The organism is Paenacidovorax caeni (assembly GCF_001298675.1).
Classification (GTDB): Bacteria; Pseudomonadota; Gammaproteobacteria; order Burkholderiales; family Burkholderiaceae_C; genus Paenacidovorax; species Paenacidovorax caeni.
The window spans coordinates 15640-36879 of sequence record NZ_CYIG01000008.1; the positions used below are offsets into that span (position 1 = coordinate 15640).

The 21240-nt window shown below is 69.9% G+C and carries 15 protein-coding genes and 1 pseudogene; 13 read left to right on the forward strand and 3 right to left on the reverse strand.

Annotated elements, in window-relative coordinates:
- Positions 1 to 4: 4 nt before the first annotated feature.
- Entirely contained in the window at positions 5 to 1033 is a 1029-nt protein-coding gene (locus BN2503_RS05460) for a sulfate ABC transporter substrate-binding protein (RefSeq protein ID WP_054255641.1), read from the reverse strand.
- A 131-nt stretch (positions 1034 to 1164) separates the two neighbouring features.
- Between BN2503_RS05460 and BN2503_RS05465 the strand changes: the two genes are divergently transcribed.
- From BN2503_RS05465 to BN2503_RS05515, 11 genes are all read left to right on the forward strand, one after another.
- Positions 1165 to 1437 (forward strand): oxidative damage protection protein, encoded by a 273-nt coding sequence (locus BN2503_RS05465; RefSeq protein ID WP_054255642.1) that lies wholly within the window; start codon positions 1165 to 1167, stop codon positions 1435 to 1437.
- Positions 1438 to 1443: 6 nt separating this feature from the next.
- Entirely contained in the window at positions 1444 to 2109 is a 666-nt protein-coding gene (locus BN2503_RS05470; RefSeq protein ID WP_054255643.1) for a trimeric intracellular cation channel family protein, read from the forward strand.
- Between the two features lie 101 nt (positions 2110 to 2210).
- The gene (mnmC, locus tag BN2503_RS05475; protein WP_054255644.1) at positions 2211 to 4103 is read left to right on the forward strand and encodes a bifunctional tRNA (5-methylaminomethyl-2-thiouridine)(34)-methyltransferase MnmC2/FAD-dependent 5-carboxymethylaminomethyl-2-thiouridine(34) oxidoreductase MnmC1; all 1893 of its coding nucleotides are present in this window, start codon (positions 2211 to 2213) and stop codon (positions 4101 to 4103) included.
- Between the two features lie 98 nt (positions 4104 to 4201).
- Positions 4202 to 5005 carry a sulfite exporter TauE/SafE family protein gene (locus tag BN2503_RS05480; RefSeq protein ID WP_054255645.1) on the forward strand — a complete coding sequence of 268 codons (804 nt, stop codon included), beginning with the start codon at positions 4202 to 4204 and terminating at the stop codon, positions 5003 to 5005.
- Positions 5006 to 5012: 7 nt separating this feature from the next.
- Positions 5013 to 6803, forward strand: coding sequence for a nitrite/sulfite reductase (locus BN2503_RS05485; protein WP_054255646.1), 1791 nt, complete (start codon positions 5013 to 5015; stop codon positions 6801 to 6803).
- Positions 6804 to 6841: 38 nt separating this feature from the next.
- On the forward strand, positions 6842 to 7237 hold the full coding sequence (locus BN2503_RS05490) for a DUF934 domain-containing protein (protein WP_054255647.1): 396 nt from the start codon (positions 6842 to 6844) through the stop codon (positions 7235 to 7237).
- Entirely contained in the window at positions 7237 to 7860 is a 624-nt protein-coding gene (locus tag BN2503_RS05495) for a phosphoadenosine phosphosulfate reductase domain-containing protein (protein ID WP_054255648.1), read from the forward strand. Before BN2503_RS05490 ends, BN2503_RS05495 begins: the two co-directional genes overlap by 1 nt.
- Positions 7861 to 7936: 76 nt before the next feature.
- Positions 7937 to 8869: a sulfate adenylyltransferase subunit CysD gene (gene cysD / locus BN2503_RS05500; protein WP_054255649.1), complete on the forward strand. Its 933-nt coding sequence runs from the start codon at positions 7937 to 7939 to the stop codon at positions 8867 to 8869.
- A complete protein-coding gene (locus BN2503_RS05505) occupies positions 8869 to 10236 on the forward strand; it encodes a sulfate adenylyltransferase subunit 1 (RefSeq protein WP_054255650.1) in 1368 nt (455 codons plus the stop codon). The genes cysD and BN2503_RS05505 overlap by 1 nt, the downstream gene beginning before the upstream one ends.
- Positions 10237 to 10334: 98 nt before the next feature.
- On the forward strand, positions 10335 to 10664 hold the full coding sequence (fdxA, locus tag BN2503_RS05510; RefSeq protein ID WP_054255651.1) for a ferredoxin FdxA: 330 nt from the start codon (positions 10335 to 10337) through the stop codon (positions 10662 to 10664).
- Between the two features lie 11 nt (positions 10665 to 10675).
- Entirely contained in the window at positions 10676 to 11716 is a 1041-nt protein-coding gene (locus BN2503_RS05515) for an NAD(P)/FAD-dependent oxidoreductase (protein WP_054255652.1), read from the forward strand.
- A 199-nt stretch (positions 11717 to 11915) separates the two neighbouring features.
- Here the strand turns inward: BN2503_RS05515 and BN2503_RS05520 are convergent, their stop codons facing one another.
- Positions 11916 to 15317, reverse strand: a complete 3402-nt coding sequence (locus tag BN2503_RS05520; RefSeq protein ID WP_054255653.1) for a TonB-dependent receptor domain-containing protein — start codon at positions 15315 to 15317, stop codon at positions 11916 to 11918.
- A 13-nt stretch (positions 15318 to 15330) separates the two neighbouring features.
- Complete coding sequence (locus BN2503_RS05525; RefSeq protein WP_054255654.1) at positions 15331 to 17262, reverse strand: adenylate/guanylate cyclase domain-containing protein; 1932 nt, start codon at positions 17260 to 17262, stop codon at positions 15331 to 15333.
- A 120-nt stretch (positions 17263 to 17382) separates the two neighbouring features.
- Between BN2503_RS05525 and BN2503_RS05530 the strand changes: the two genes are divergently transcribed.
- Positions 17383 to 20199 carry a bifunctional diguanylate cyclase/phosphodiesterase gene (locus BN2503_RS05530; RefSeq protein ID WP_199445242.1) on the forward strand — a complete coding sequence of 939 codons (2817 nt, stop codon included), beginning with the start codon at positions 17383 to 17385 and terminating at the stop codon, positions 20197 to 20199.
- 314 nt (positions 20200 to 20513) lie between these two features.
- A pseudogene (locus tag BN2503_RS05535) lies at positions 20514 to 21017 on the forward strand (recombinase family protein); the annotation flags it as partial.
- Positions 21018 to 21240: the final 223 nt, after the last annotated feature.

Sequence of the window (21240 nt, forward strand, 5' to 3'; positions counted from 1 at the left end):
GTGCTCAGCGCTTGGTGTAGATCTGGTCGAAGGTGCCGCCGTCGGCAAAGTGCGTCTTGCCCGCGGCAGGCCAGCCGCCGAACGCCTGGTCGATGGTGAACAGCGTCAGCTTGGGGAACTGCGCCGCGTACTTGGCACGCGCCTTTTCGCTGCTCGGGCGGTAGTAGTTCTTGCCCGCGATGTCCTGGCCTTCGTCGGAGTACAGGTACTGCAGGTAGGCCTCGGCCACCTTGCGCGTGCCCTTCTTGTCCACGTTCTTGTCCACCACGGCCACCGTGGGTTCGGCCAGGATGCTGGCCGAGGGCACGACGATCTCGAACTTGTCCTTGCCAAACTCCTTGAGCACCAGAAAGGCCTCGTTCTCCCAGGCGATCAGCACGTCGCCCACGGCGCGCTGGGCAAAGGTGATGGTGGATCCGCGCGCGCCCGTGTCGAGCACTGGCACGTTGCCGTAGAGCTTGCCCACGAACTCCTTGGCGCCCGCCTCGCTGCCGCTCTTGCGCTTGCCGTATTCCCAGGCCGCCAAGTAGTTCCACTGCGCACCTGCCGAAGTCTTGGGATTGGGCGTGATCACGGACACACCGGGCTTCACGAGGTCATCCCAGTCCTTGATGCCCTTGGGGTTGCCCTTTTTCACCAGGAAGATGATGGTCGAGGTATAGGGCGCGGAGTTGTGCGGCAGGCGCTTTTGCCAGTCCGGCGCCACCAGGCCGCCGTTCTTCACCAGCGCATCCACGTCGGGCGCCAGGCCCAAGGTCACCACGTCGGCATCAAGGCCGTCGATCACCGAGCGCGCCTGCTTGCCCGAGCCACCGTGCGACTGCTTCACGGTCACGTCCTGCCCCGCCTGGGCCTTCCAGTGCTTGGCGAAGGCCGTGTTGAACTCCGCGTACAGCTCGCGCGTCGGGTCGTAAGAAACATTGAGCAGCGTCACCGGCTGCTGCGCCAGGGCGGGCAGCGAAAAGCCCCACCCGAGCGTGGCCACCAAGGCGGCTGCAAGGGGAAACTTGATAAAGTGGCGGCGATTTTTCATGGGTGCTTCCGTAGCGGTGAATGTCGATGCAACGCATTCTGGAAGCCGCCCATCAAAACTGGAACCAATAAGATTTCAGTTCGTTATTCGAAAATCAACTAAGAACCCCCCGACTACAAAGGAATTGCCCCATGGCACGTACCGTTCAATGCATCAAGCTCGGCCAGGAAGCCGAAGGCCTCGACTTCCCACCCTACCCCGGCGAACTGGGCAAGCGCATCTATGAAAACGTCAGCAAGCAGGCCTGGGCCGATTGGATCCGTCACCAGACCATGCTGGTGAACGAGAACCGCCTGAACCTGGCCGACGCACGCGCACGCCAGTACCTGGCACGGCAAATGGAGAACCATTTCTTTGGCGGCGGCGCAGACGCCGCGGCGGGCTACGTGCCGCCCAGCGCATAAAAAGACGTGCTGCCTTCGGCTTCGTTGCTGGATTCGTTCCAGGCGTCCCAGCTCAGTACCCTGTTGGTGGTCTACCTCGTGGCCATCACCGCCGAGGCCATGTCGGGTGCGCTGGCCGCGGGCCGGCGCAACATGGACATCTTCGGCGTGGCCGTGATCGCCTTCGTCACCGCCCTGGGCGGCGGCACCCTGCGCGACATGGTGCTGGGCCACTATCCCATCGGCTGGACCCAGCACCCCGAGTATGTTTATCTGGTCATCTCGGCCGGGCTGCTGACCACGCTGGTGGCGCGCTACATGCACCGGCTCAAGCACGTGTTCCTGGTGCTGGACGCCATGGGCTTGATCGCCTTCTCGATCATCGGCTGCAACGTGGCGCTGGAGTTGGGCTACCCGCCCGTGGTGGTGGTGATGGCGGGCATGCTCACCGGCATCAGTGGGGGCATTCTGCGCGACGTGCTGTGCAACCAGGTGCCGGTGGTGTTTCGGCGCGAGCTGTATGCCAGCGTGTCACTGGCCGTGTGCCTGCTGTTCCTGGCGCTGCAATCGCTTGACGTGGGCTCTGACCTCAACATCGGGCTCTGCTTCGCCATCGGGCTGGCGCTGCGGCTGCTCGCCATACGGTTCGAATGGCGCCTGCCGGTTTTTTCCTACCAGCAGCGCTGGGAGTAAGCGCCGGCCTGGCGGGGCGCGAAAGCCCTTGCTGACCCGGCGCAACAACCCTTCTCGCGCATCCCTGCCCGGGGCGTGTGGTGCGAGGACAATCGCACCCCATGCCCGAACCCATCGACTGGCTCCCCGATGGAGCCCCCTTCAGCCCGCGCTTCGGCGACCGTTACCACAGCAGCGCCAACCACGGCGTAGACCAGGCGCGTGACGCCTTTCTCGGCGGCTGCGGCCTGCCCGCCGCCTGGGCCGGACAGGCGCAGTGGCGCATTCTGGAAACCGGCTTTGGCCTGGGGCTGAACTTCCTCGTGACCTGGGCCGCCTGGCGCGCCGACCCGGCGCGCCCGCGCGTGCTGCATTTCGTGTCGTGCGAGGCCTGGCCCGTGGCCGCTGCCGACCTGCTGCGCGCCGCGCCGCAGGCGCCAGAACTGCTGCCGCTGGCCCAGCAACTGGCCGCCCAGTTCTGGGGCCTGCTGCCGGGGGTGCACCGCCTCGCGTTCGAAGGCGGGCAGGTGCTGCTCACGCTCTACATTGGCGATGCCCAGACCATGCTGCGCCAGCAGCAGCCCGTGGCCGATACGGTGTACCTGGACGGCTTCAGCCCGCAGTGCAACCCCGAAATGTGGAGCGAGGGCCTGCTCAAGGCCGTGGCGCGCTGCTGCCGCCGTGGCACACGCCTGGCCACCTGGAGCGTGGCCAGCGCCGTGCGCGCTGGACTGGCGCAGTGCGGCTTCGACGTGCGCAAGGTGCCCGGCGTGCCGCCCAAGCGCGACAACCTGCAGGCCACCTTCGACCCGCCCTGGCAGCCCCGGGGCGCTGCTGACGCTCCCACGTCACTTTTCAGCGCGCCCTCACGCTGCGTCGTCATCGGTGCAGGCCTGGCGGGCGCGGGGGCCGCAGCCAGCCTGGCGCGGCGTGGCTGGCAGGTCCAGGTGCTGGACCAGGGGGCGGTGCCCGCGGCCGGGGCCTCGGGCCTGCCGGCCGGGGTGTTCGGCCTGCACGTCTCGCCGGACGACGCCCCGCAATCGCGCCTGAGCCGCGCCGGCCTGCGCCTGACACGCCAGACGGCGCAGGATCTGCTGGCCGAAGGCGTGGACTGGGCCCCCAGCGGTGTGCTGGAGCACTGCGTGGACGGCAAGCGCGGCCTGCCAGCTGCCTGGAGCGAAGAGGCCACCCACCCAGGAAGCGAATGGAGCCGCTATGCCGACGCGGCGCAACTGGCCGCCGCAGGCCTGCCCGCCGACGCGGTGGGCCACTGGCACACCCGCGGCGGCTGGATACGGCCCGCGCGACTGATCGCGGCACTGCTGGCGCAGCCCGGCATCACCTGGCACGGCGGTGCAGCGGTGGCGCGCATCACACGCGCCCACGATGGCGCATGGCAGCTGTTCAATGCGCAGGGCACGCTGCTGGCCGAGGCGCCGCTGGTCGTCATCGCTACCGGTGCGGGCAGCATCAACCTATGCGCCGATTACTGGCCTGCCGCATCGCTGCGCCCGCTGCGCGGACAGGTGAGCTGGGGCCGCTGCAGCGACGCGCCCGCCCTGCCCCCCTTCCCCGTGAACGGCCACGGCAACCTGGTGCCGCGCGCGCCCGATGCGGACGGCCCCATCTGGGTGCTGGGTTCGACCTTCGAGCGCGGCCAGACCACGCTGCCCAAGACGGCCGACGAACTGGCTGCTGGCCACGCCTACAACCTGGAGCGCCTGCGCGGCCTGCTGCCGGGCTTGCGGGAGCCGATGGCCCAACGCTTTCAGGCCCCTGGCATGGTGCACGACTGGTCCGCCGTGCGCTGCGCCGCGCCCGACCGCCGCCCCGTGGTCGGCCCCATCGACCCGCAAGCGCTGCCCGGCCTGTGCATCAGCACCGCGCTGGGCGCGCGGGGGTTGACCAACGCCCTGCTGTGCGGCGAACTGCTGGCGGCGCAGTTGCACGCCGAGCCCCTGCCGCTGGAGGCCAAAGTGGCACAGGCGCTGGCTGCGCAACGGCTGCGCGCGTGAGGGCAGGCCTATCCTCGTTTTCCTTATAAGGTAATTTGAATATATGCAAGACTAAAAAGTAGTTTGTTTTGATATAAGAAACTTCTACATTCGCGTCCATGCATGATTTCGCGTTCATCCTTGCGGGCTTTGGTGTGGGCCTGATCGTCGGCCTGACCGGCGTGGGCGGCGGCTCGTTGATGACGCCAGCGCTCATTTTTTTCTTCGGCATCAAGCCGCACCTGGCCATCGGCACCGACTTGCTGTTCGCCGCATTCACCAAGATGGGCGGCACCGTGAGCCTGGCGCGCCAGCGCCTGGTGCCGTGGCGTGTGGTGGGCCTGCTGTGCGCCGGCAGCATTCCGGCCGCGCTGCTGGGCCTGTGGGCGCTGCGCCATCTCGGGCCCGACAGTGCCCAGGCGCAGCGCGTGATGACAACGACGCTGGGCGCGGCGCTGCTGCTGACAGCGGCGGCCACGCTGTACAAGGCCCTGGTTTTTTCGCCCGAGCGCGCTGCCGCCGCTGCCGCCACACGCAGCAGCCGCGCCGCCGACGCCACGCAGCCGCGCCACTGGAGCCTGCCGGTGCTGCTGGGGGCGGTCATTGGCCTGCTGGTGACCTTTACCTCGGTGGGCGCCGGGGCCATCGGTGTGTCGGTGCTGCTGCTGGTGTTCCCGCACCTGCCGCTGCCGCGCATCATCGCCGCCGACATCGCCTACGCCGTGCCGCTCACGCTGGTGGCGGGCCTGGGCCATGCCTCGCTCGGCTCGGTGGACTGGCCGCTGCTGGGCCTGCTGCTCACGGGCTCGCTGCCGGGCATCTGGCTGGGCTCGCGCCTGGTCTCGCACACGCCCGAGCGGCTGATCCGTTCCATTCTCTCCGCGCTGCTCGCCTGGGCTGGCGCCAAACTGGTTTTGCTCTGACCCCACCATGTACCAATACACAGAATTCGACCGCCAATTCGTCCACCTGCGCGCCCAGCAGTTCCGCGACCAGCTCGAGCGCTGGCAGCGCGGCGAGCTGACCGACGAGCAGATGCTGCCGCTGCGCCTGCAAAACGGCTGGTACATCCAGCGCTACGCGCCCATGGCGCGCATTGCCGTGCCCTACGGGGAGATCAGCAGCACCCAGTTGCGCATGCTGGCACACATCGCACGCGAGTACGACAAGCCCACGCCCGAGCTGCTGGCGCACGCCCAGGCCACGCAAGACGCACTGCAGGCCGCCCAGCCCGGCCTGACGCTGGCCGCCGCGCCGCTGAAGTACGGCTACGGCCACTTCACCACGCGCACCAACGTGCAGTTCAACTGGATTCCCATCACCAAGGCCGCTGACGTGATGGACCTGCTGGCCAGCGTGCACATGCACGGCATCCAGACCAGCGGCAACACCATCCGCAACATCAACTGCGAGGCTTACGAAGGCATCGCCGAGGACGGCATCGTCGATGCCCGTCCGTTCAGCGAAATCCTGCGCCAGTGGAGCACGCTGCACCCCGAGTTCGCCTTCCTGCCGCGCAAGTTCAAGATCTCCTTCAACGGCGCCGCCGAGGACCGCGCCGCCACGGGCTGGTACGACATCGGCCTGCAGGCGCTGCGCAACGAGGCGGGCGAGACGGGCTTCACCGTCAAGGTCGGCGGCGGCATGGGCCGCACGCCCGTCATCGGCACCGTGGTGCGCGAGTTCCTGCCCTGGCACCAGCTGCTCAACTACATCGAGGCCGTGATCCGCGTCTACAACGGCTACGGCCGCCGCGACAACAAGTGGAAGGCGCGCATCAAGATCCTGGTCAAGGCCGAAGGCCAGAAGTTCATCGACGCGGTGGAGGCCGAATACCAAGCCATCGTCGCGCAGGACGGCGCGCCGCACACCATCACCCAGGCCGAGCTCGACCGCGTGGCCGCCAACTTCGTGGTGCCCGCGCTCAAGCCCGCCAACCTGCCGTCGAGCGTCAACACCAGCGGCCAGCTCTACCAGCGCTGGCTGCAGCAGAACGTGCGCGGCCACCGCCTGCCGGGCATGCGCGCCGTCACGCTGTCGTTCAAGCGCGTGGGCTTCGCGCCCGGCGACGCCGACGCCGACACCATCGACGCGCTGGCGCAGCTGGCCGAGCAGTTCTCGGCCTCCGAGGCGCGCCTGACGCACGAGCAGAACCTGATGCTGCCCTGGGTGTTCGAAAGCGACCTGCCCGCGCTGTACGAGGCCGCGCGCAAGCTCGGCCTGGCGCAGCCCAACATCGGCCTGCTCACCGACATGATCGCCTGCCCCGGTGGCGACTTCTGCGCGCTGGCCAATGCGCGCTCGCTGCCGATTGCCGCCGCCATTACCGAGCGCTACCAGGACCTGGACGAGGTGTTCGACCTCGGCCCGATCGACCTGCACATGAGCGGCTGCATCAACTCCTGCGGCCACCACCACAGCGGGCACATCGGCATCCTCGGCGTCGACAAGGACGGCAAGGAGTGGTACCAGATCACGCTGGGCGGCTCCGACGGCACGCGCCTGTCCGGCCCGGCCCTGGCGGGCAAGGTGGTTGGCCCGTCGTTCTCTGCCGCCGAGGTGCCCGACGTGATCGAGGCCATCCTGGACACCTACCGCGCCCAGCGCAAGGGCGGCGAGCTCTTCATCGACACGCTGCGCCGTGTGGGGCACGACCCGTTCAAGGCCGCCGCCAATGCCGCACGCCACCCCCGCCAGGCCGAAGAGGCCGTTGCCGAATGAGCGTGGACACCGTAAAGCCCCTGACGAACCCAATGACTATGAAAATAATAGCTTCCAGCGCAGTCCCCACGGGCGCTGAGACCGAAAAAGTGCTTCAAATCGCCAACGATGCCGAACTGGCCGACATTGCCGCCAGCGGCGCCTTGCAGGGCGTGGCGCGCGTCGAGTTGAACTTCCCAAAGTTCACCGATGGCCGCGCCTTCAGCCAGGCCGTGCTGCTGCGCCGCCGCTACGGCTTTGCCGGCGACATCCGCGCCACGGGTGACGTGCTGATCGACCAGCTGGTGCAAATGCACCGCAGCGGCTTTACCAGCGCCGTACTGGCCGAAGGCCAGAACCCCGAGGTGGCCGAGCGCCAGTTCGCGCGCTACAGCGCCTTCTACCAGGGCGATGCGCTGCAGCCGCGCCCGCTGTTTGCCCGGGAGGGCGCATGATGAGCCCGCTCGACCTCGCCCGCATCAACGCCGAGATGGGCCACGACGCGCAGGCGCTCACGCGCTGGGCGCTAGGCCTGGGCCAGCGCGCCATCGTCACCACCAACTTTCGCCCGTTTGAGGCCGTGATCTTGCACCTCGTCACGCAGGTGCAGCCCGATGTGCCGGTGGTGTGGATGGACAACGGCTACAACACCGAAGCCACCTACCGCTACGCCGACGAAGTGACCAAGCAGCTGGGCCTGAACCTGAAAATCTACCTGCCGCTGCGCTCACGCGCGCACCGCGAGGCGGTGGACGGCCCCACTCCGGCGCTGGATGACCCACGCCACGCCGCCTTCACGCAGGAAGTCAAGCTCGAACCCTTTGCCCGGGCGCTGCGCGAAACCGCGCCGCAGGTGTGGTTCACGGCGCTGCGCGCCACCGACAGCGCCGTGCGCGCGCAAATGGAGCCCGTCAGCATCAACCCCGACGGGCTGATCAAAGTGGCGCCGCTGCTGCATTGGTCGTCCAAGCAGCTGCACGAATACTGCGTGCAGCACGGCCTGCCCAACAACTTCGACTACGTGGACCCCACCAAGGGCGAAGACCAGCGCGAATGCGGCCTGCATCTGGCACACTGAGGCCTGCGCTCTATCAAAACAATAGCTACTCGCGCTTGCTGCATAAGCCCTAGAGCCCGATTTGACTGGAAAAACCATGAACGCCCGTGTTGACCCCCAAGTGCTGAACCAGCTCAGCAACCGCCACCTCGATGCGCTGGAAGAAGAAACCATCTTCATCCTGCGCGAAGTGGCCGCCGCCTTTGAGCGCCCCGCCCTGCTGTTTTCGGGCGGCAAAGACTCGCTGGTGATGCTCAAGTGCGCCGAAAAAGCCTTTGGCATTGGCCGCATCCCCTACCCGCTGTTGATGATCGACACCGGCCACAACTTCCCTGAAGTCACCGACTTCCGCGACTTTCGCGCCAAGGAACTCGGCGCCGAGCTGATCGTGCGCAGCGTCGAAGACTCGATGGCGCGCGGCACCGTGCGCTTGGCGCACCCTGGCGAAAGCCGCAACGTGCACCAGTCGGTCACGCTGCTCGAAGCCATTGAAGAGTTCCGCTTTGATGCCCTGATTGGCGGTGCACGCCGCGACGAGGAAAAGGCCCGCGCCAAAGAGCGCATCTTCAGCCACCGCGACAGCTTTGGCCAATGGCAGCCCAAGGCCCAGCGCCCCGAGCTGTGGACGCTGTTCAACACCCGGCTGGCCCCGGGCGAGCACTTTCGCGTGTTCCCCATCAGCAACTGGACCGAGCTGGACGTGTGGCAGTACATCGAGCGCGAGCACATCGCCCTGCCCTCGCTGTACTACGCCCACCAGCGCCAGATCGTCGAGCGCAAAGGCCTGCTGGTGCCCGTCACGCCGCTGACGCCGCCCAAAGACGGCGAGACCGTGCAAACGCGCACCGTGCGCTTTCGCACCGTGGGCGACATCACCTGCACCTGCCCAGTCGAAAGCCCCGCCGCCACGGCCGGCGAGGTCGTGATTGAAACGCTGGCCGCCGAGGTCAGCGAACGCGGCGCCACCCGCATGGACGACAAGACCAGCGACGCCTCGATGGAAAAGCGCAAGAAGGACGGGTATTTCTGATGACCACCACTCTCAATTCCATAGCTGCCAGCGCTCAACCAGCAAGCGCTGAAGGCCAAAATGACCATATTTCCGCCCTGCGCTTCATCACCTGCGGCAGCGTGGACGATGGCAAAAGCACGCTGATTGGCCGCCTGCTGGTCGACAGCCGCGCCGTGCTGCAAGACCACCTGGCGGGCGTGCAGCGCGGCGGTGAAACCGACCTGGCGCTGCTCACTGACGGCCTCTCGGCCGAGCGCGAGCAAGGCATCACCATCGACGTGGCCTACCGCTACTTCGCCACCGAAACGCGCAAGTTCATCATTGGTGATGCGCCCGGCCACGAGCAGTACACGCGCAACATGGTCACCGCCGCTTCGCAGGCCGACGCCGCCGTGGTGCTGGTGGATGCCACCAAGCTCGACTGGCAAAACCCGCAGCTGACGCTGCTGCCGCAAACGCGCCGCCACAGCCTGCTGGTACACCTGCTGCGCGTGCATTCGCTGGTGTTTGCTGTCAACAAGCTCGACGCCGTGGCCGACCCGCAACTGGCCTACCGCCACATTCGCGCCGCGCTGGAGCAATTCGCCCAGCACGCGGGCATTGCCGTGGCGGGCGTGGTGCCCGTCTCGGCGCTCAAGGGCTGGAACGTGGTGGATGCCCAGCCCCACTGGTGCGGCTACGAAGGCCCCAGCCTGCTGCAGATTCTGGAGCTGCTGCCCAACACCCCGCCCGATACCGCCCTGCCGCTGGCCTTTCCGGTGCAGTGGGTCGAAAAATTCTCGTCGTCGTCGGACACCTCGCAGGGTCGGCGCGTGTTCTGGGGCCGCGTGGGTGCGGGCCAGGTGCAACCCGGCACGCCCGTGCAAATCTTCCCCAGCGGCCAGCTGGCCACGGTGGCGCAGGTGCTGGACCACGCGCGCCGCCCCACCGACGTGGGTGCAGGCAAAAGTGCCGGGGTCATCCTCGACCGCGAGGTCGATGTCTCGCGCGGCGACTGGATCGTGGCTGCGCCTGTGCCCGCCACCCCCGCCGAGGACGACTTTGACACGCCTGCCGCCGTGCCCGCCTGGCCCGGCCAGCGCGAGTTGCGCGCCACCGTCGCCTGGATGGACGACGAACCCCTGGTGGCAGGGCGCGTGTACTGGGCGCTGCACGGCCACCGCTGGGTGAAGGCCAAGGTGCGCCGCGTGGTGCATCGCCTGAACATCCACACCCTGGCGGAAGAAGAAGCGCAGCAGCTGGAGCCCAATGCCATCGGCCACGTCGAGCTGCTGCTGCAAGAGCCCCTGCCCGCAGCACCCTTCGCCCAGGCACGCCTGCTGGGCTCGCTGATCCTGGTCGATACCGCCAGCCACCGCACGGCGGGTGCCATCCTGGTGAACTGACGCCGGTCAACGAAGCCCTTACCGCCACGGGGCCGGCTGCGGCCCGCCCCCGTGGAACCGCCTAAAATTGAGGGTTACCCCCTGATTCCAACCACACCATGACCCACGTCGTTTCCGAAAACTGCATCAAGTGCAAATACACCGATTGCGTGGACGTATGCCCCGTTGACTGCTTCGTCGAGGGCCCGAACATGCTGGTCATCAACCCGGACGAGTGCATTGACTGCGCCGTCTGTGTGCCCGAGTGCCCGGCCAACGCCATCTTTGCCGAGGAGGACCTGCCCTCCGCCGAGCTCGCCTTCATCAAGATCAACGCTGACCTGACCAACGCCCCCGGCTGGAAGCCCATCACCAAGCGCAAGGCCGCCCTGCCCGACGCCGACGAGTGGAACGGCCAGCCCGGCAAGGTGAAGGATCTGATCCGCTGATACCGCCAGGCATGCACAGCACCGACGCCCTGGTCATCGGCGCCGGGCCGGTGGGCCTGTTCCAGGTATTCCAGCTCGGCCTGCAGGGGCTGCAGGCCCATGTGATCGACGCGCTGCCCCACCTGGGCGGCCAGTGCGTCGCGCTGTACGGCGACAAGCCGATCTACGACATCCCTGCCCTGCCCGCCTGCACCGGCCACGAGCTGGTGCAGCGCCTGCATGCGCAGACCACGCCTTTTGCCCCCGTCTTTCACCTCGGCCAGCAAGTCAATGCCCTGCAGGCGCTGCCCGAGGGCGGCTTTCACGCCAGCACGGCGCAAGGCGGCACATGGCACGCACGCGCCGTCTTCCTTGCCACGGGCGTGGGTGCGTTTGTGCCACGCACGCTCAAGCTGCCAGGGCTGGAGGCCTTCGAGGGCAGCCAATTGCGCTACCGCCTGGACGACAACGCCTGCCTGGCCGGGCAACGGGTGGTGGTGCATGGCGGCGACGAAGCCGCCGTGCAGCAGGCCATTGCCTGCGCTACCGCGCCCGAGGCACTGCGCCCCGCACGCACGACGCTGCAGCACCGCCGCGACGTGTTCGACGCCCCGCCCGCACTGCTGGCCGAGCTGCAGGCGCTGCGCGCGGCAGGCCGCATCGACGTCGCCATTGGTGTGCCCAGCGGCATCACCCAGGCCGCGGGGCGCCTGGCCGCCCTGGCGCTGACGGCCCCGGACGGCCAGCCGCTGCACCTGCCGCTGGACCTGCTGCTGGTGCGCCTGGGCCTGGTGCCGCGCCTGGGCCCCATCGCCGACTGGGGTCTGGCACTCGAACGCAAGCAGCTCGTGGTGGACACTGCCACCTTTGCCACCAGCGTGCCCGGCATCCATGCCGTGGGCGACGCCATCACCTACCCGGGCAAGCGCAAGCTCATTGCCAGCGGCTTTCATGAGGCCACGCTCGCCGCTTTCGGCGCCGCCGAATGGCTGGCCGGGCACAAGCTGCCGCTGGAATACACCACCAGCAGCGAACGGCTGCAGCAGCGCCTGGGCGTGGCCCCATCCCTCTAAAACCAGGCAAAAAAACAAGCCTTTTCGGGCTCCAGGCCTTGCCAGGCTTGCGCGAGCAGCTATCAAAAAAAACGCTGCGCCTGAAACCGGCGCGCCCCAGGCGAGGGCAGCCGCGCAAGGGCCGCCCCGCCGCGCTGGCTGCGTCCCCCTCCCGGAGCGCGCAGCGCGAACGAGAGAGGGGGAAGGCGCCGAAGGCAACTCAGGGGGTGCCCCCCATCCTCCAGCGCAGCAACGCCCACAGCACGGGCTTTTCGCCGGGCTGCAGCGCCTGCTGCGCCGACAGGTACAGCGCCCACTCGCGGCTGGGCGATTCCAGGGCGTGGGCCAGCGATAGCGTCCAGCCCGGCGCCTGCGCCTGCGTGTTGGCCTCATCGGCGAAGCGCCCGCCGCGGTACACCATGCCCAGCACCGTGTAGCCGCGCCCCGAGTGCCGCCAGGTGCTGCCCAGCACGGCGGTATGGCGCGGCACGCCGGGCAGGCGCAGCCCCTCGTAGCCCGCGCCCAGGTTGCGTGCGTCGGCCCAGGTGTAGCTCGCCAGCAGGCTCCAGCGCGGCGCCAGCACCTGGTTGAGCGCCGCGCCCGCCTGGCGCAGCCGCCCGTGGCCGAAGCGCGGCGTGCCCTGGTAGGGGTCGATCTGCGTCTGCGCCGACATCTGCGCGGGCGCCAGCGTGCCCACGTAGTCGAACAGCGCGCCCATGGCCTGGCCGTACAGCCGCCCGTCGGCCATGCGCGGGTTGCGGATTTCCTGCTGCGACAGGCTGGCCGTGATGAAGCTGCGCGGCCCCAGCTCCCAGTCCAGTTGCACGGCGTGCTTGCGCGCCTGGCTGCCGGGCAACTGGTACTGGTAGTCGATGGGGATGGCCCCGGTCGCCACCGGCGCCAGGGTGTGCGTGCCGGGGGCGTGCAGGCTCTCCTGCCAGGCCCAGTGCAGCGCGCGCCCCGGCCCCCAGCGGTAGCTCGCGCCCAGGCGCGGGCGCAGCTGGCGCGCCAGGCGGGTGCCCTGGCTTTCGGGCTCCAGCAGGTCCTCGCCGGTCAGGCTGTCGCGGTAGGCGTTGTCCTCCTGGAAGCGCAGGCGCGGCCAGGTGGCGGCGGCGTGCAGGCTCCATGGGCCGTGCGCCCATTCCAGCGCGGCCCAGGGCATGTCGTAGCGCTCCAGGTTGGTGCGCGGCGAGGCCACGAAGTCGTCGCGGATCTCGCTGCCCGCGCTGCGGCGCACGCTCTCCCAGCCCAGGCTCCAGCGCAGCGCCCCGGTCTGCGCCGTGTGGCGCAGGTACAGGCCGTATTCCTGGCTGCGGTAGGTGTAGGCCTGCGGGCCCCACTGCGCATCGTCGAGCAGCAGGCCGATGTCGTCGCTGACGCGGTGCAGCTTGAACCAGGTCTGCTCGGTGGCCGACCAGCGCCAGGAGCCGCCGAAATCGCCGCGCCGCGTGGCGTAGCGCGCGGCGTCGCTGAAGGTGATGCCGTTGCCGAAGTCCAGCCCCCAGGGAAAGCGGTAGCGCATGCGCCCTTCGGTAACCATCGCGAACAGGCCCAGGCGGTCGGTAGGGCGCGCGCCCAGCGCCAGCTGCACCTGGGGCGCGTGCATGCGGTACAGGCTGCCAGGCGGGCCGTCGCGCGGCTGCATGGCCACGCCGTCGGCGCGCAGCAGCCAGGCCAGCGGCAGCGGCGCGGCGCTGAAGCCGCGCAGGCCCGCGTCGGCGGCGGCGGTGTTGCGCAGCGCCTCGCGCGTGCCGCTCAGGCCCAGGCTGGCCTCGTGCAGCTCGGTCAGGAACACGCCGGGGCGCTTTTCGCTGGCGCCGAACACCGTGGGGTCGCTCAGGTAGCCCTGGTACAGCTCGGACATGCGGGCGTATTCGCTCTCGTAGCGGTTGGCCAGAAAGAAATGGCTGCCCGCCCACAGCGGGTAGTAGGACTGCTGCACGTAGGCGCGCGCCCAGTGCTCCAGGCCGAAGTCGGCCAGCGCCTTGCCCAGGCTGGCCGAGCCCTGGCTGTCGCTCGCCAGGGGGTTGAGCGATTTCAGGTAGGGCAGGCGCACCAGGGCCTCGCGCGCGGCGGCCACGGCCTGCTCGGGCTCGCCCGCGTCGTTGTGCAGCACCGCGGCGATCTGCCAGGGCAGCGGGTCGCGCGGGTCGGCCTGGCGCGCGCGCTCCAGGGCGTCGAAGGCCGCGCCCGCCTGGCCCAGCCGGTATTCGGCCACGGCCAGCCACACCTGGGCCTGGGCGTAGCGCGGCTCGATCACCAGGGCCTTGAGCAGCAGTTCGCGCGCGGCCGCGCTCTGGCCGTGCTGCAGCGCCAGCAGGCCCGCGCCTGCCAGGGCCACGTAGTCGTCGCCCGCCTGCGCCAGCGCCTGGCCGAAGCCCTCCGCGGCGGCGGCGAAGCGCAGCGCCTGCGCGTCGGCGGTGGCGGCCTGGGCCAGGGTGTCGGCGTCGTGCGGCTGGCGCTGCACGGCCCGGGCCAGGGCGGCGCGCGCGGCGGCAAGGTCGCCACGCTCGCGCAGCGCACGGCCCAGGCCGACCAGGGCCGCGCCCTCCTCGGGCGCGCCGCGCACCTGCGCGGCGGCCTGGCGGTACAGGGCCAGGGCGCCGTCAGCATCGCCATCGAGGCGGCGGGCGTCGGCGTCGGCCAGCAGCAACGCCACGGCCTGCGGGGCCTGGGCGCGCGCCTGGGCGATGAAGGCGCGCGCCGCATCGCCCTGCTCCAGCGCCAGCAGCAGCGCGGCGCGGCGCGCAGCGGCGGCGGTGTCGCCCGCCGTGTGCCAGACGTCCAGCAGGCGCTGCTGCGCAGCGTCGAGCTGGCCTTCGGCCACCTCGGTTTCGGCGCGCAGGCGCTGGGCCAGGGGGTCGGCGGGCTGAGCGCGCAGGCGCGCGTCCACCTGCTCGCGCAGCGCGGCCAGGCGGCCCGCGCGCAACGCCTGCAAGGCCAGGGCGCGCCAGGCGGCATCGGGCGCCATGGCGTCGGCCAGTTCGGGCCAGCCCGGGGGCGTGAGCGCGGGCGCCATGACCCACTGCACGCGCTCGCGCGGGCGCACCAGCAGGCGCTTGACCGGGGCCTGGCCGGGCTCGGCCACGGCCTGCTCGGCCGGCCCGAGCACCACCGCGCCCTGGGCGTTGGACACGTCGATGCGCCCGGACAGCACGGTGAGCGTGGTGCGCCCCTGGGCATCGACCTCCACGTCCCAATCGGTGCCGCGCACCGCCGCCAGCACCGCCGGGGTGCGCAGCTCCACGTTCACGCCCTGGCCCTTGGCGCGCGCCCACAGGCGGCCCACGGCCAGCTCCAGCCGGGTCTGCGCCGGGCGCGCGTCGCACAGCCGCACCTGGGCCTGCGCGGCCAAGCGGATCTGAGTGCGGTCGGCCAGCAGCAAGGCGGCGGAGGACAGCGCCAGGGTGCGCACTTCGCCCCCCGGCGGCAGGCGCTGCGCCAGCGCGGCGGCGGCCCAGGGCGCGGCGCCGTCGGCGCGCGCCTGGCCCTGGCCACTCAGGGCAACGATCTCGGCGGCTGCGCCGTCGGCCCCGGGCGGCGCCTGGCAGCCGCCGCCCTGGGCGAACGCATTGGATAGGGTCAGAAGCCATGGGGCGAACCCCAGAAGATGCTGGCGCATACGCTGTCTCCTTTCATTTCTCCAAGGGCCGGGCAAAGGCCACGGGCGGCGCGCCCTGCGCCGCCAGGGCCCGCAGGCGCTCGCCCAGGCCCAGGCGGTGGGCCGGCCAGCCCGCGCCCACGGCCTCGGCGTGCTGCGGCAGCGCGGCCCAGCAGGCCAGCGCGCCGGCCCAGTCGCCCGCCTGCACGCACGCGCGCAGGGCCATGGCGGCCTGCACGGCCGCAGTATCGGCACAGGGCGTGAAAACATCCAGCCCCGCGCCGCGCCCGGCCAGCACCACGCTGTCGAGCCACAGGCAGGCGGCGCCGGGCACGCGCGCGTGCAGCGCCCCGGACAGCAGCACGCGCGTGCCGAAGGCCTTGTTCGCGCCTTCGAGCCGCGCGGCGGTGTTGACCGCGTCGCCCACTGCCGTGTAGGTGAAGCGCTCGGCCGAGCCCAGGTGGCCCACGGCGGCCACGCCGCTGTGCAGGCCGATGCGCAGGTGCGTGGCGGCGAAGGGCGTGCCCTGCCAGGCCTGGTGCAGCCCGCCCATGGCCTGCTGCATGGCCTGGGCACAGGCCAGGGCCTGCGCGGCATGGCCGGGCTGGGGCAGCGGCGCGTTCCAGAAGGCCATGACGGCGTCGCCGATGAACTTGTCCAGCGTGCCGCCGTGCGCATGGACGGTGCGCGCCATGGCGCTGAAGTAGCGGTTCAGCGCCTGGGCCACGGCCTCGGGCGGCATGTGCTCGCTGGCGCGGGTGAAGCCGGCCAGGTCGGCGAACAGCAGCGACAGCTCGCGCCGCTCGCCCCGGGTGGACGGCGCGACATCCGCGCGCGCCAGCGCGTCGGCCACGGCGCGGGGCACGTAGCGGCCGAAGTCGCGCCGCAGCCGTTCGCGCCGCGCGCGCTCGCGCCAGTAGGCCTGCGCCGCGCCCACGTTCAGGTGCAGGGCCAGCGCGGCCAGCGTGGGCAGCGCGGGCCACCACCAGCCCGCCAGATGGCTGCCCGCGCTGGCAGCCACGGCCAGGGCGCCCAGCGCGGCGCTCACGGCCAGCGCCCGGCTGCCATGCCAGCGCCGCAGCCCCCACGCCGCCAGGGCCACGGCCAGCGCCGCCTGCGCCCAGGGCACCCAGGGCGCCACGGGCCGCACCCAGTCGCCCGCCAGCGCGTTGATGAGGGCCGTGGCGTGCAGGAACACGCCGGACTGCGTGCCCGTGCCCAGCAGGCGCAGCGCGGTGGCGTGCTGGTCCTGCCCGCCCACGGGGGTGTGCTGGCCCAGCAGCACCAGCCGGCCGCGCAGCGCGCCGGGGGGCAGTTGCCGCGCGGCGTCCAGCGCCTGGGTGTAGTGGGCGTAGGGCAAGGGCTGCTCGGGCGCGTAGGGGCGCAGCAGCGCGCCGGGCGGCGGCGCGGTGTAGGGGCGGCCCGCCGCGTCGGCCACGGCGCGCCAGAGGGCCTGCGGCGCGGCGGGGGCACGGCGCACCACGCCGTCTTCGTCGGCGTCGATCTGCACCAGGCCCTGGCGCGCGCCGGCAAAGACCGGGGCCAGGCGCTGGCGGTAGTCCTGCACCTGCGAGCTGGGCACCGGCACCTCGGCGGCCGCCAGCACCACGGGCAGCGGGCCGGCCAGGGCCTGGGCCAGCGCCGCGTCGTCGCGCGCATCCGGCGCGGGCTGGGTGAAGAGCAGATCCATGCCCAGCGCCGCCGCACCGCCCTGGCGCAGGCTGCCGATCAGGCGCGCATGCAGGGCGCGCGGCAGCGGCGGCGCCAGCGCCAGTTGCGCCAGCGAGGGCTCGTCGATGCCCACCACCAGCACGCCCACGGCGGGCGGCGGCCCGGCGCCGTAGGCCGCAAGCAGATCGTGCTCCAGCCGCGCCAGCGCATCCCACGCGGGCAGCCAGGCCAGCAGCCCGCACAAGGCCAGCGCCAGCGCCACCCGCTGCATCCAGGCCCGTGCCACATCCGCCATGTCACCTCCTCCAGGCCGCGAGGCGGCCTGCAAAGCCCGGAAAGAACGTGCTCACGATCTAAAATTCAACCATAACATTTTGAAACCTTCCGGATGCATCTTTCCGCCAATGAAACCACCATGCCCCGGCTGCACCTGATCGGCACCGTGGGCCTGCTCCTGGTGGTCACGCTGGCCATGGCCGTTTTTTACTCCTGGCGCAACGAGCGCGAGCAGCGTACGGCGTTCGCGCGCATCGAGCAGGTCATCACGCAGCAGCAGCACGAGCGCCTGACCACCGAAATGCAGTCGGCCGTGAGCTATCTGGAGTTCCAGCGCCGCCGCACCGAAGACGTAATGCGCCGCAGCATCGTCGAGCAGGTGGATGCGGCCATGCAAATCGCCCAGGCCATCTATGACCGCGAGGCGCCGCACCGCCCGCCCGCCCAGGTGCAAAAACTCATCACCGAAGCGCTGCGACCGGCGCGCTTTTTCGAGGGCCGGGGCTACTTTTTCATCGACGACATGCAAGGCCGCTTCGTGCTGCTGCCCACCGCACCGCAGTACGAGGGGCGCGCGGGCATCGACAACCGCGACGACACGGGCAACTACATCATGCGCGGGCTCATCAACGCCGCCTACCTGCCGCAGGGCACGGGGTTCTTCCGCTACCGCTGGTACCGCCCGGACACGCCCAAGCTGATGGCCGACAAGCTGGCCTACGTGCGCCACTTCGCGCCCTACGACTGGCTTATCGGCACGGGCGACTACCTGTACGAGTGGGAAGCGCTGCAAAAACGTGAGGCCATGCAGCGCCTGCGCGGGCTGCGCTTTGGCGCCAGTGGCTCGGTCGGCCTGATCGACGCCGAGGGGCGCTCGCTGCTCAGCCCCAACAACCCCGCGCTGGAAGGCCTTCTGCCCGCGCAGATGCCGGAGCTGGAGCAGCGCGCCCTGCAAAAGCTGCGTGACGTGGCCCAGGCCGGGGGTGGCTTCGTCGAATACGAATGGCCCCGCCCCGGCGCGCGCGAAGGTGAGCCCCTGGGCCGCAAGACCGCGCTGGTCACCACTTACGCCCCCTGGGGCTGGGTGCTGGTCACGTCAATGTTCAACGACGAACTCCACTCCAGACTGCGTGCCGAGACCCGCGCCCACGAGGCAGGCAACATCCAGCAGCGGGTGGAGCTGGCGCTGATGGTGCTGGGTGCGCTGGCGCTGGGCGTGGCCGGCTCGTTCGGCTTCTCGCGCTGGTCGCGCCGCCTGTTTGCCAACTACCACAGCGAGCTGCAGCAAGCCCAGGAAAACCTGCGCATCGCCGCCATTGCCTTCGAGTCGCAAGAGGGCATCTTCGTCACCGACACGCGCGGCGTGATCCTGCGCGTGAACCGCTCGTTCACCGAGATCACAGGCTACAGCGCCGAGGAGGCCATCGGCCAGACCCCGGCGCTGATGAAGTCCGGGCGCCACGGGCCCGACTTCTACGCCGCAATGCAGGAAGCGATCACCACTACCGGCGCTTGGTCGGGCGAGATCTGGAACCGGCGCAAGAGCGGTGCCATCTTCCCCGAATGGCTGACCATCACCGCCGTGAAGACCGAGGCGGGCGAGGTCACGCACTACGTCAGCACGCTCACCGACATCACCCAGCGCAAGGCGGCCGAGGAGGAAATCCGTCACCTGGCGTACTACGACCCGCTGACCCGCCTGCCCAACCGCCGCCTGCTGCTCGACCGCCTGCAGCAGGCGCTGCGCAGCTGCCAGCGCATGCAGCGCCAGGGCGCGCTGATGTTCATCGACTTGGACAACTTCAAGCTGGTCAACGACAGCCTGGGGCACGAGCAGGGCGACCTGCTGCTGCAGGAAATGGGGCGGCGCCTGGTGGCCTCGGTGCGCGAGGACGACACCGTGGCACGCCTGGGCGGCGACGAGTTCGTGGTGGTGCTCGAGGGCCTGAGCGCGCAACCATGGCGGGCGGCCCAGGAGGCCGAGACCGTCGCCGAGAAAATGCTGTGCGCCCTGGCGGCGCCAGTGACGCTGGACGGCCACGAAGTGCGCGGTACCTGCAGCATCGGCGTGGTGCTGTTCGCCAACGACCAGGCGCGCACCGAGGACCTGATGAAGCACGCCGACCTGGCGATGTACCAGGCCAAGGAGTCGGGGCGCAACACCGTGCGCTTCTTCGACCCGGAAATGCACGCGGCCGTGGTGCAGCGTGTGGCCCTGGAGCAGGACCTGCGCACCGCCCTGCAGGAAGGCCAACTGCGCCTGTTCTACCAGCCCCAGGTGGACGCGCAGGGCCGCATCGTCGGCGCCGAAGCCCTGGTGCGCTGGAGCCACCCACGGCGTGGCCTGGTCTCGCCGTCCGCGTTCATCCCCCTGGCCGAGGACACCGGGCTGATCCTGCCGCTGGGCCAGTGGGTGCTGCAAACCGCCTGCACGCAGCTCGCGCGCTGGGCCACGGAGCCCGGGCGCGAGCAGCTCACGCTGGCAGTGAACATCAGCGGCCGGCAACTGCGCCAGACCGACTTCGTGGCGCAGGTGCTGCAGGCCCTGCAGCAGACCGGCGCGCCCGCGCACCGCCTCAAGCTGGAGCTGACCGAAAGCCTGCTGCTGGACGACCCCGAGGACGCCATCACCAAGATGAGCGCCTTGAAAGCGCACGGCGTGGGCTTCTCGCTCGACGACTTCGGCACCGGCTACTCGTCGCTGGCCTATCTGCGCCAGTTGCCCCTGAGCCAGCTCAAGATTGACCAGAGCTTCGTGCACAACCTCGTCACCGACCCCCGCGCCACCGCCATCGTGCGCACCATCGTGACGCTGGCCGACAGCCTGGGGCTGAACGTGATCGCCGAGGGCGTGGAAACCCAGGAGCAGCGCGAGCACCTGGCCCGCAACGGCTGCCACACCTGCCAGGGCTACCTGTACGGCAGGCCCGGGCCGGTGGAGGAGCTCATGCGCTGAGGCCGCCCCGGTGGCCGTAGGCGCCTGCGCGGGCCAATTCGCTCTGATTTTGAGAGCATGCAGCGATTGCCCCATGGACGCTGGAGCCCATTTTCCTGCAAAACCTGCGAGCCCGGCCCCGGCCCGGCAAGTCCCCCGGCAAACGCCTACAATCGCGCCGTGCCCCCGCTCCCGGGTGGCACGACCGCTAGGGGTGTCGCCAGGGTCCGAACCGGGCCCGGCGGCTGAGAGAGTCCCTTCGAACCTGATTGAGATCTGCCTCAAGCCAGTCTAAGTAGAATCGCCGCTCCACTGTGCATCGGGAAGGCGATCACATGCGAGAACGGGTTTACAGCTACCTGCGGTTTTCTGACGCCAAGCAGGCGGACGGCTACAGCACTGAGCGCCAGACGGCATACGCTGAGGCCTGGGCCAAGGAACACGGCCTGCAGCTCGATGCCGAGCTGAGCATGCGCGATGAGGGCCTGTCGGCATACCACCAGACACACGTGAAGCGCGGTGCACTGGGCGTGTTCCTGGCAGCCGTGGAGATTGGCCAGGTGCCAAAGGGCTCGGTTCTGGTGGTCGAGGGTCTGGACAGGCTATCGCGCGCCGAGCCGATCCTCGCCCAGGCGCAACTCGCATCCATCATCAATGCCGGCATCACCGTGGTGACCGCCAGCGACAACAAGGTCTATAGCCGGGAGCGCCTGAAGGCCAACCCCATGGATCTGGTCTACAGCCTGCTGGTGATGATCCGCGCCCACGAGGAGAGCGACACCAAGAGCAAGCGCGTGCGCGATGCCATTCGGCGGCAGTGCACCGGGTGGCAGGCGGGCAAGGCCCTCATGCCCAATGCCTTTAGCAGCGAGGTCAAGGGCTACCTGCGCCTGGATGACAAGAACGACAGCCCCACCGACAAGCCCCTGCGCAAGCTCATCGGCAAGGCTATGGAGCAGCAGGGCATCAAGCCCACGTTGGTGGCCAACCCGCACAAGGAAGGCGAGCTGGTGGCGGTCACCCAATCCGCCGGTGGCACCGTGGTGCGCACGTCTGCAAAAA

Bases quoted from the DNA above. Each gene is read 5' to 3' on its own strand.
- BN2503_RS05465 (WP_054255642.1), top strand. From the start codon at position 1,165: ATGGCACGTACCGTTCAATGCATCAAGCTCGGCCAGGAAGCCGAAGGC.
- BN2503_RS05530 (WP_199445242.1), top strand. From the start codon at position 17,383: ATGCCCCGGCTGCACCTGATCGGCACCGTGGGCCTGCTCCTGGTGGTC.
- BN2503_RS05515 (WP_054255652.1), top strand. From the start codon at position 10,676: ATGCACAGCACCGACGCCCTGGTCATCGGCGCCGGGCCGGTGGGCCTG.
- BN2503_RS05525 (WP_054255654.1), bottom strand. From the start codon at position 17,262: ATGGCGGATGTGGCACGGGCCTGGATGCAGCGGGTGGCGCTGGCGCTG.
- fdxA (WP_054255651.1), top strand. From the start codon at position 10,335: ATGACCCACGTCGTTTCCGAAAACTGCATCAAGTGCAAATACACCGAT.
- BN2503_RS05480 (WP_054255645.1), top strand. From the start codon at position 4,202: ATGCATGATTTCGCGTTCATCCTTGCGGGCTTTGGTGTGGGCCTGATC.
- BN2503_RS05460 (WP_054255641.1), bottom strand. From the start codon at position 1,033: ATGAAAAATCGCCGCCACTTTATCAAGTTTCCCCTTGCAGCCGCCTTG.
- BN2503_RS05485 (WP_054255646.1), top strand. From the start codon at position 5,013: ATGTACCAATACACAGAATTCGACCGCCAATTCGTCCACCTGCGCGCC.
- BN2503_RS05520 (WP_054255653.1), bottom strand. From the start codon at position 15,317: ATGCGCCAGCATCTTCTGGGGTTCGCCCCATGGCTTCTGACCCTATCC.
- BN2503_RS05505 (WP_054255650.1), top strand. From the start codon at position 8,869: ATGACCACCACTCTCAATTCCATAGCTGCCAGCGCTCAACCAGCAAGC.
- cysD (WP_054255649.1), top strand. From the start codon at position 7,937: ATGAACGCCCGTGTTGACCCCCAAGTGCTGAACCAGCTCAGCAACCGC.
- BN2503_RS05495 (WP_054255648.1), top strand. From the start codon at position 7,237: ATGAGCCCGCTCGACCTCGCCCGCATCAACGCCGAGATGGGCCACGAC.
- BN2503_RS05490 (WP_054255647.1), top strand. From the start codon at position 6,842: ATGAAAATAATAGCTTCCAGCGCAGTCCCCACGGGCGCTGAGACCGAA.
- mnmC (WP_054255644.1), top strand. From the start codon at position 2,211: ATGCCCGAACCCATCGACTGGCTCCCCGATGGAGCCCCCTTCAGCCCG.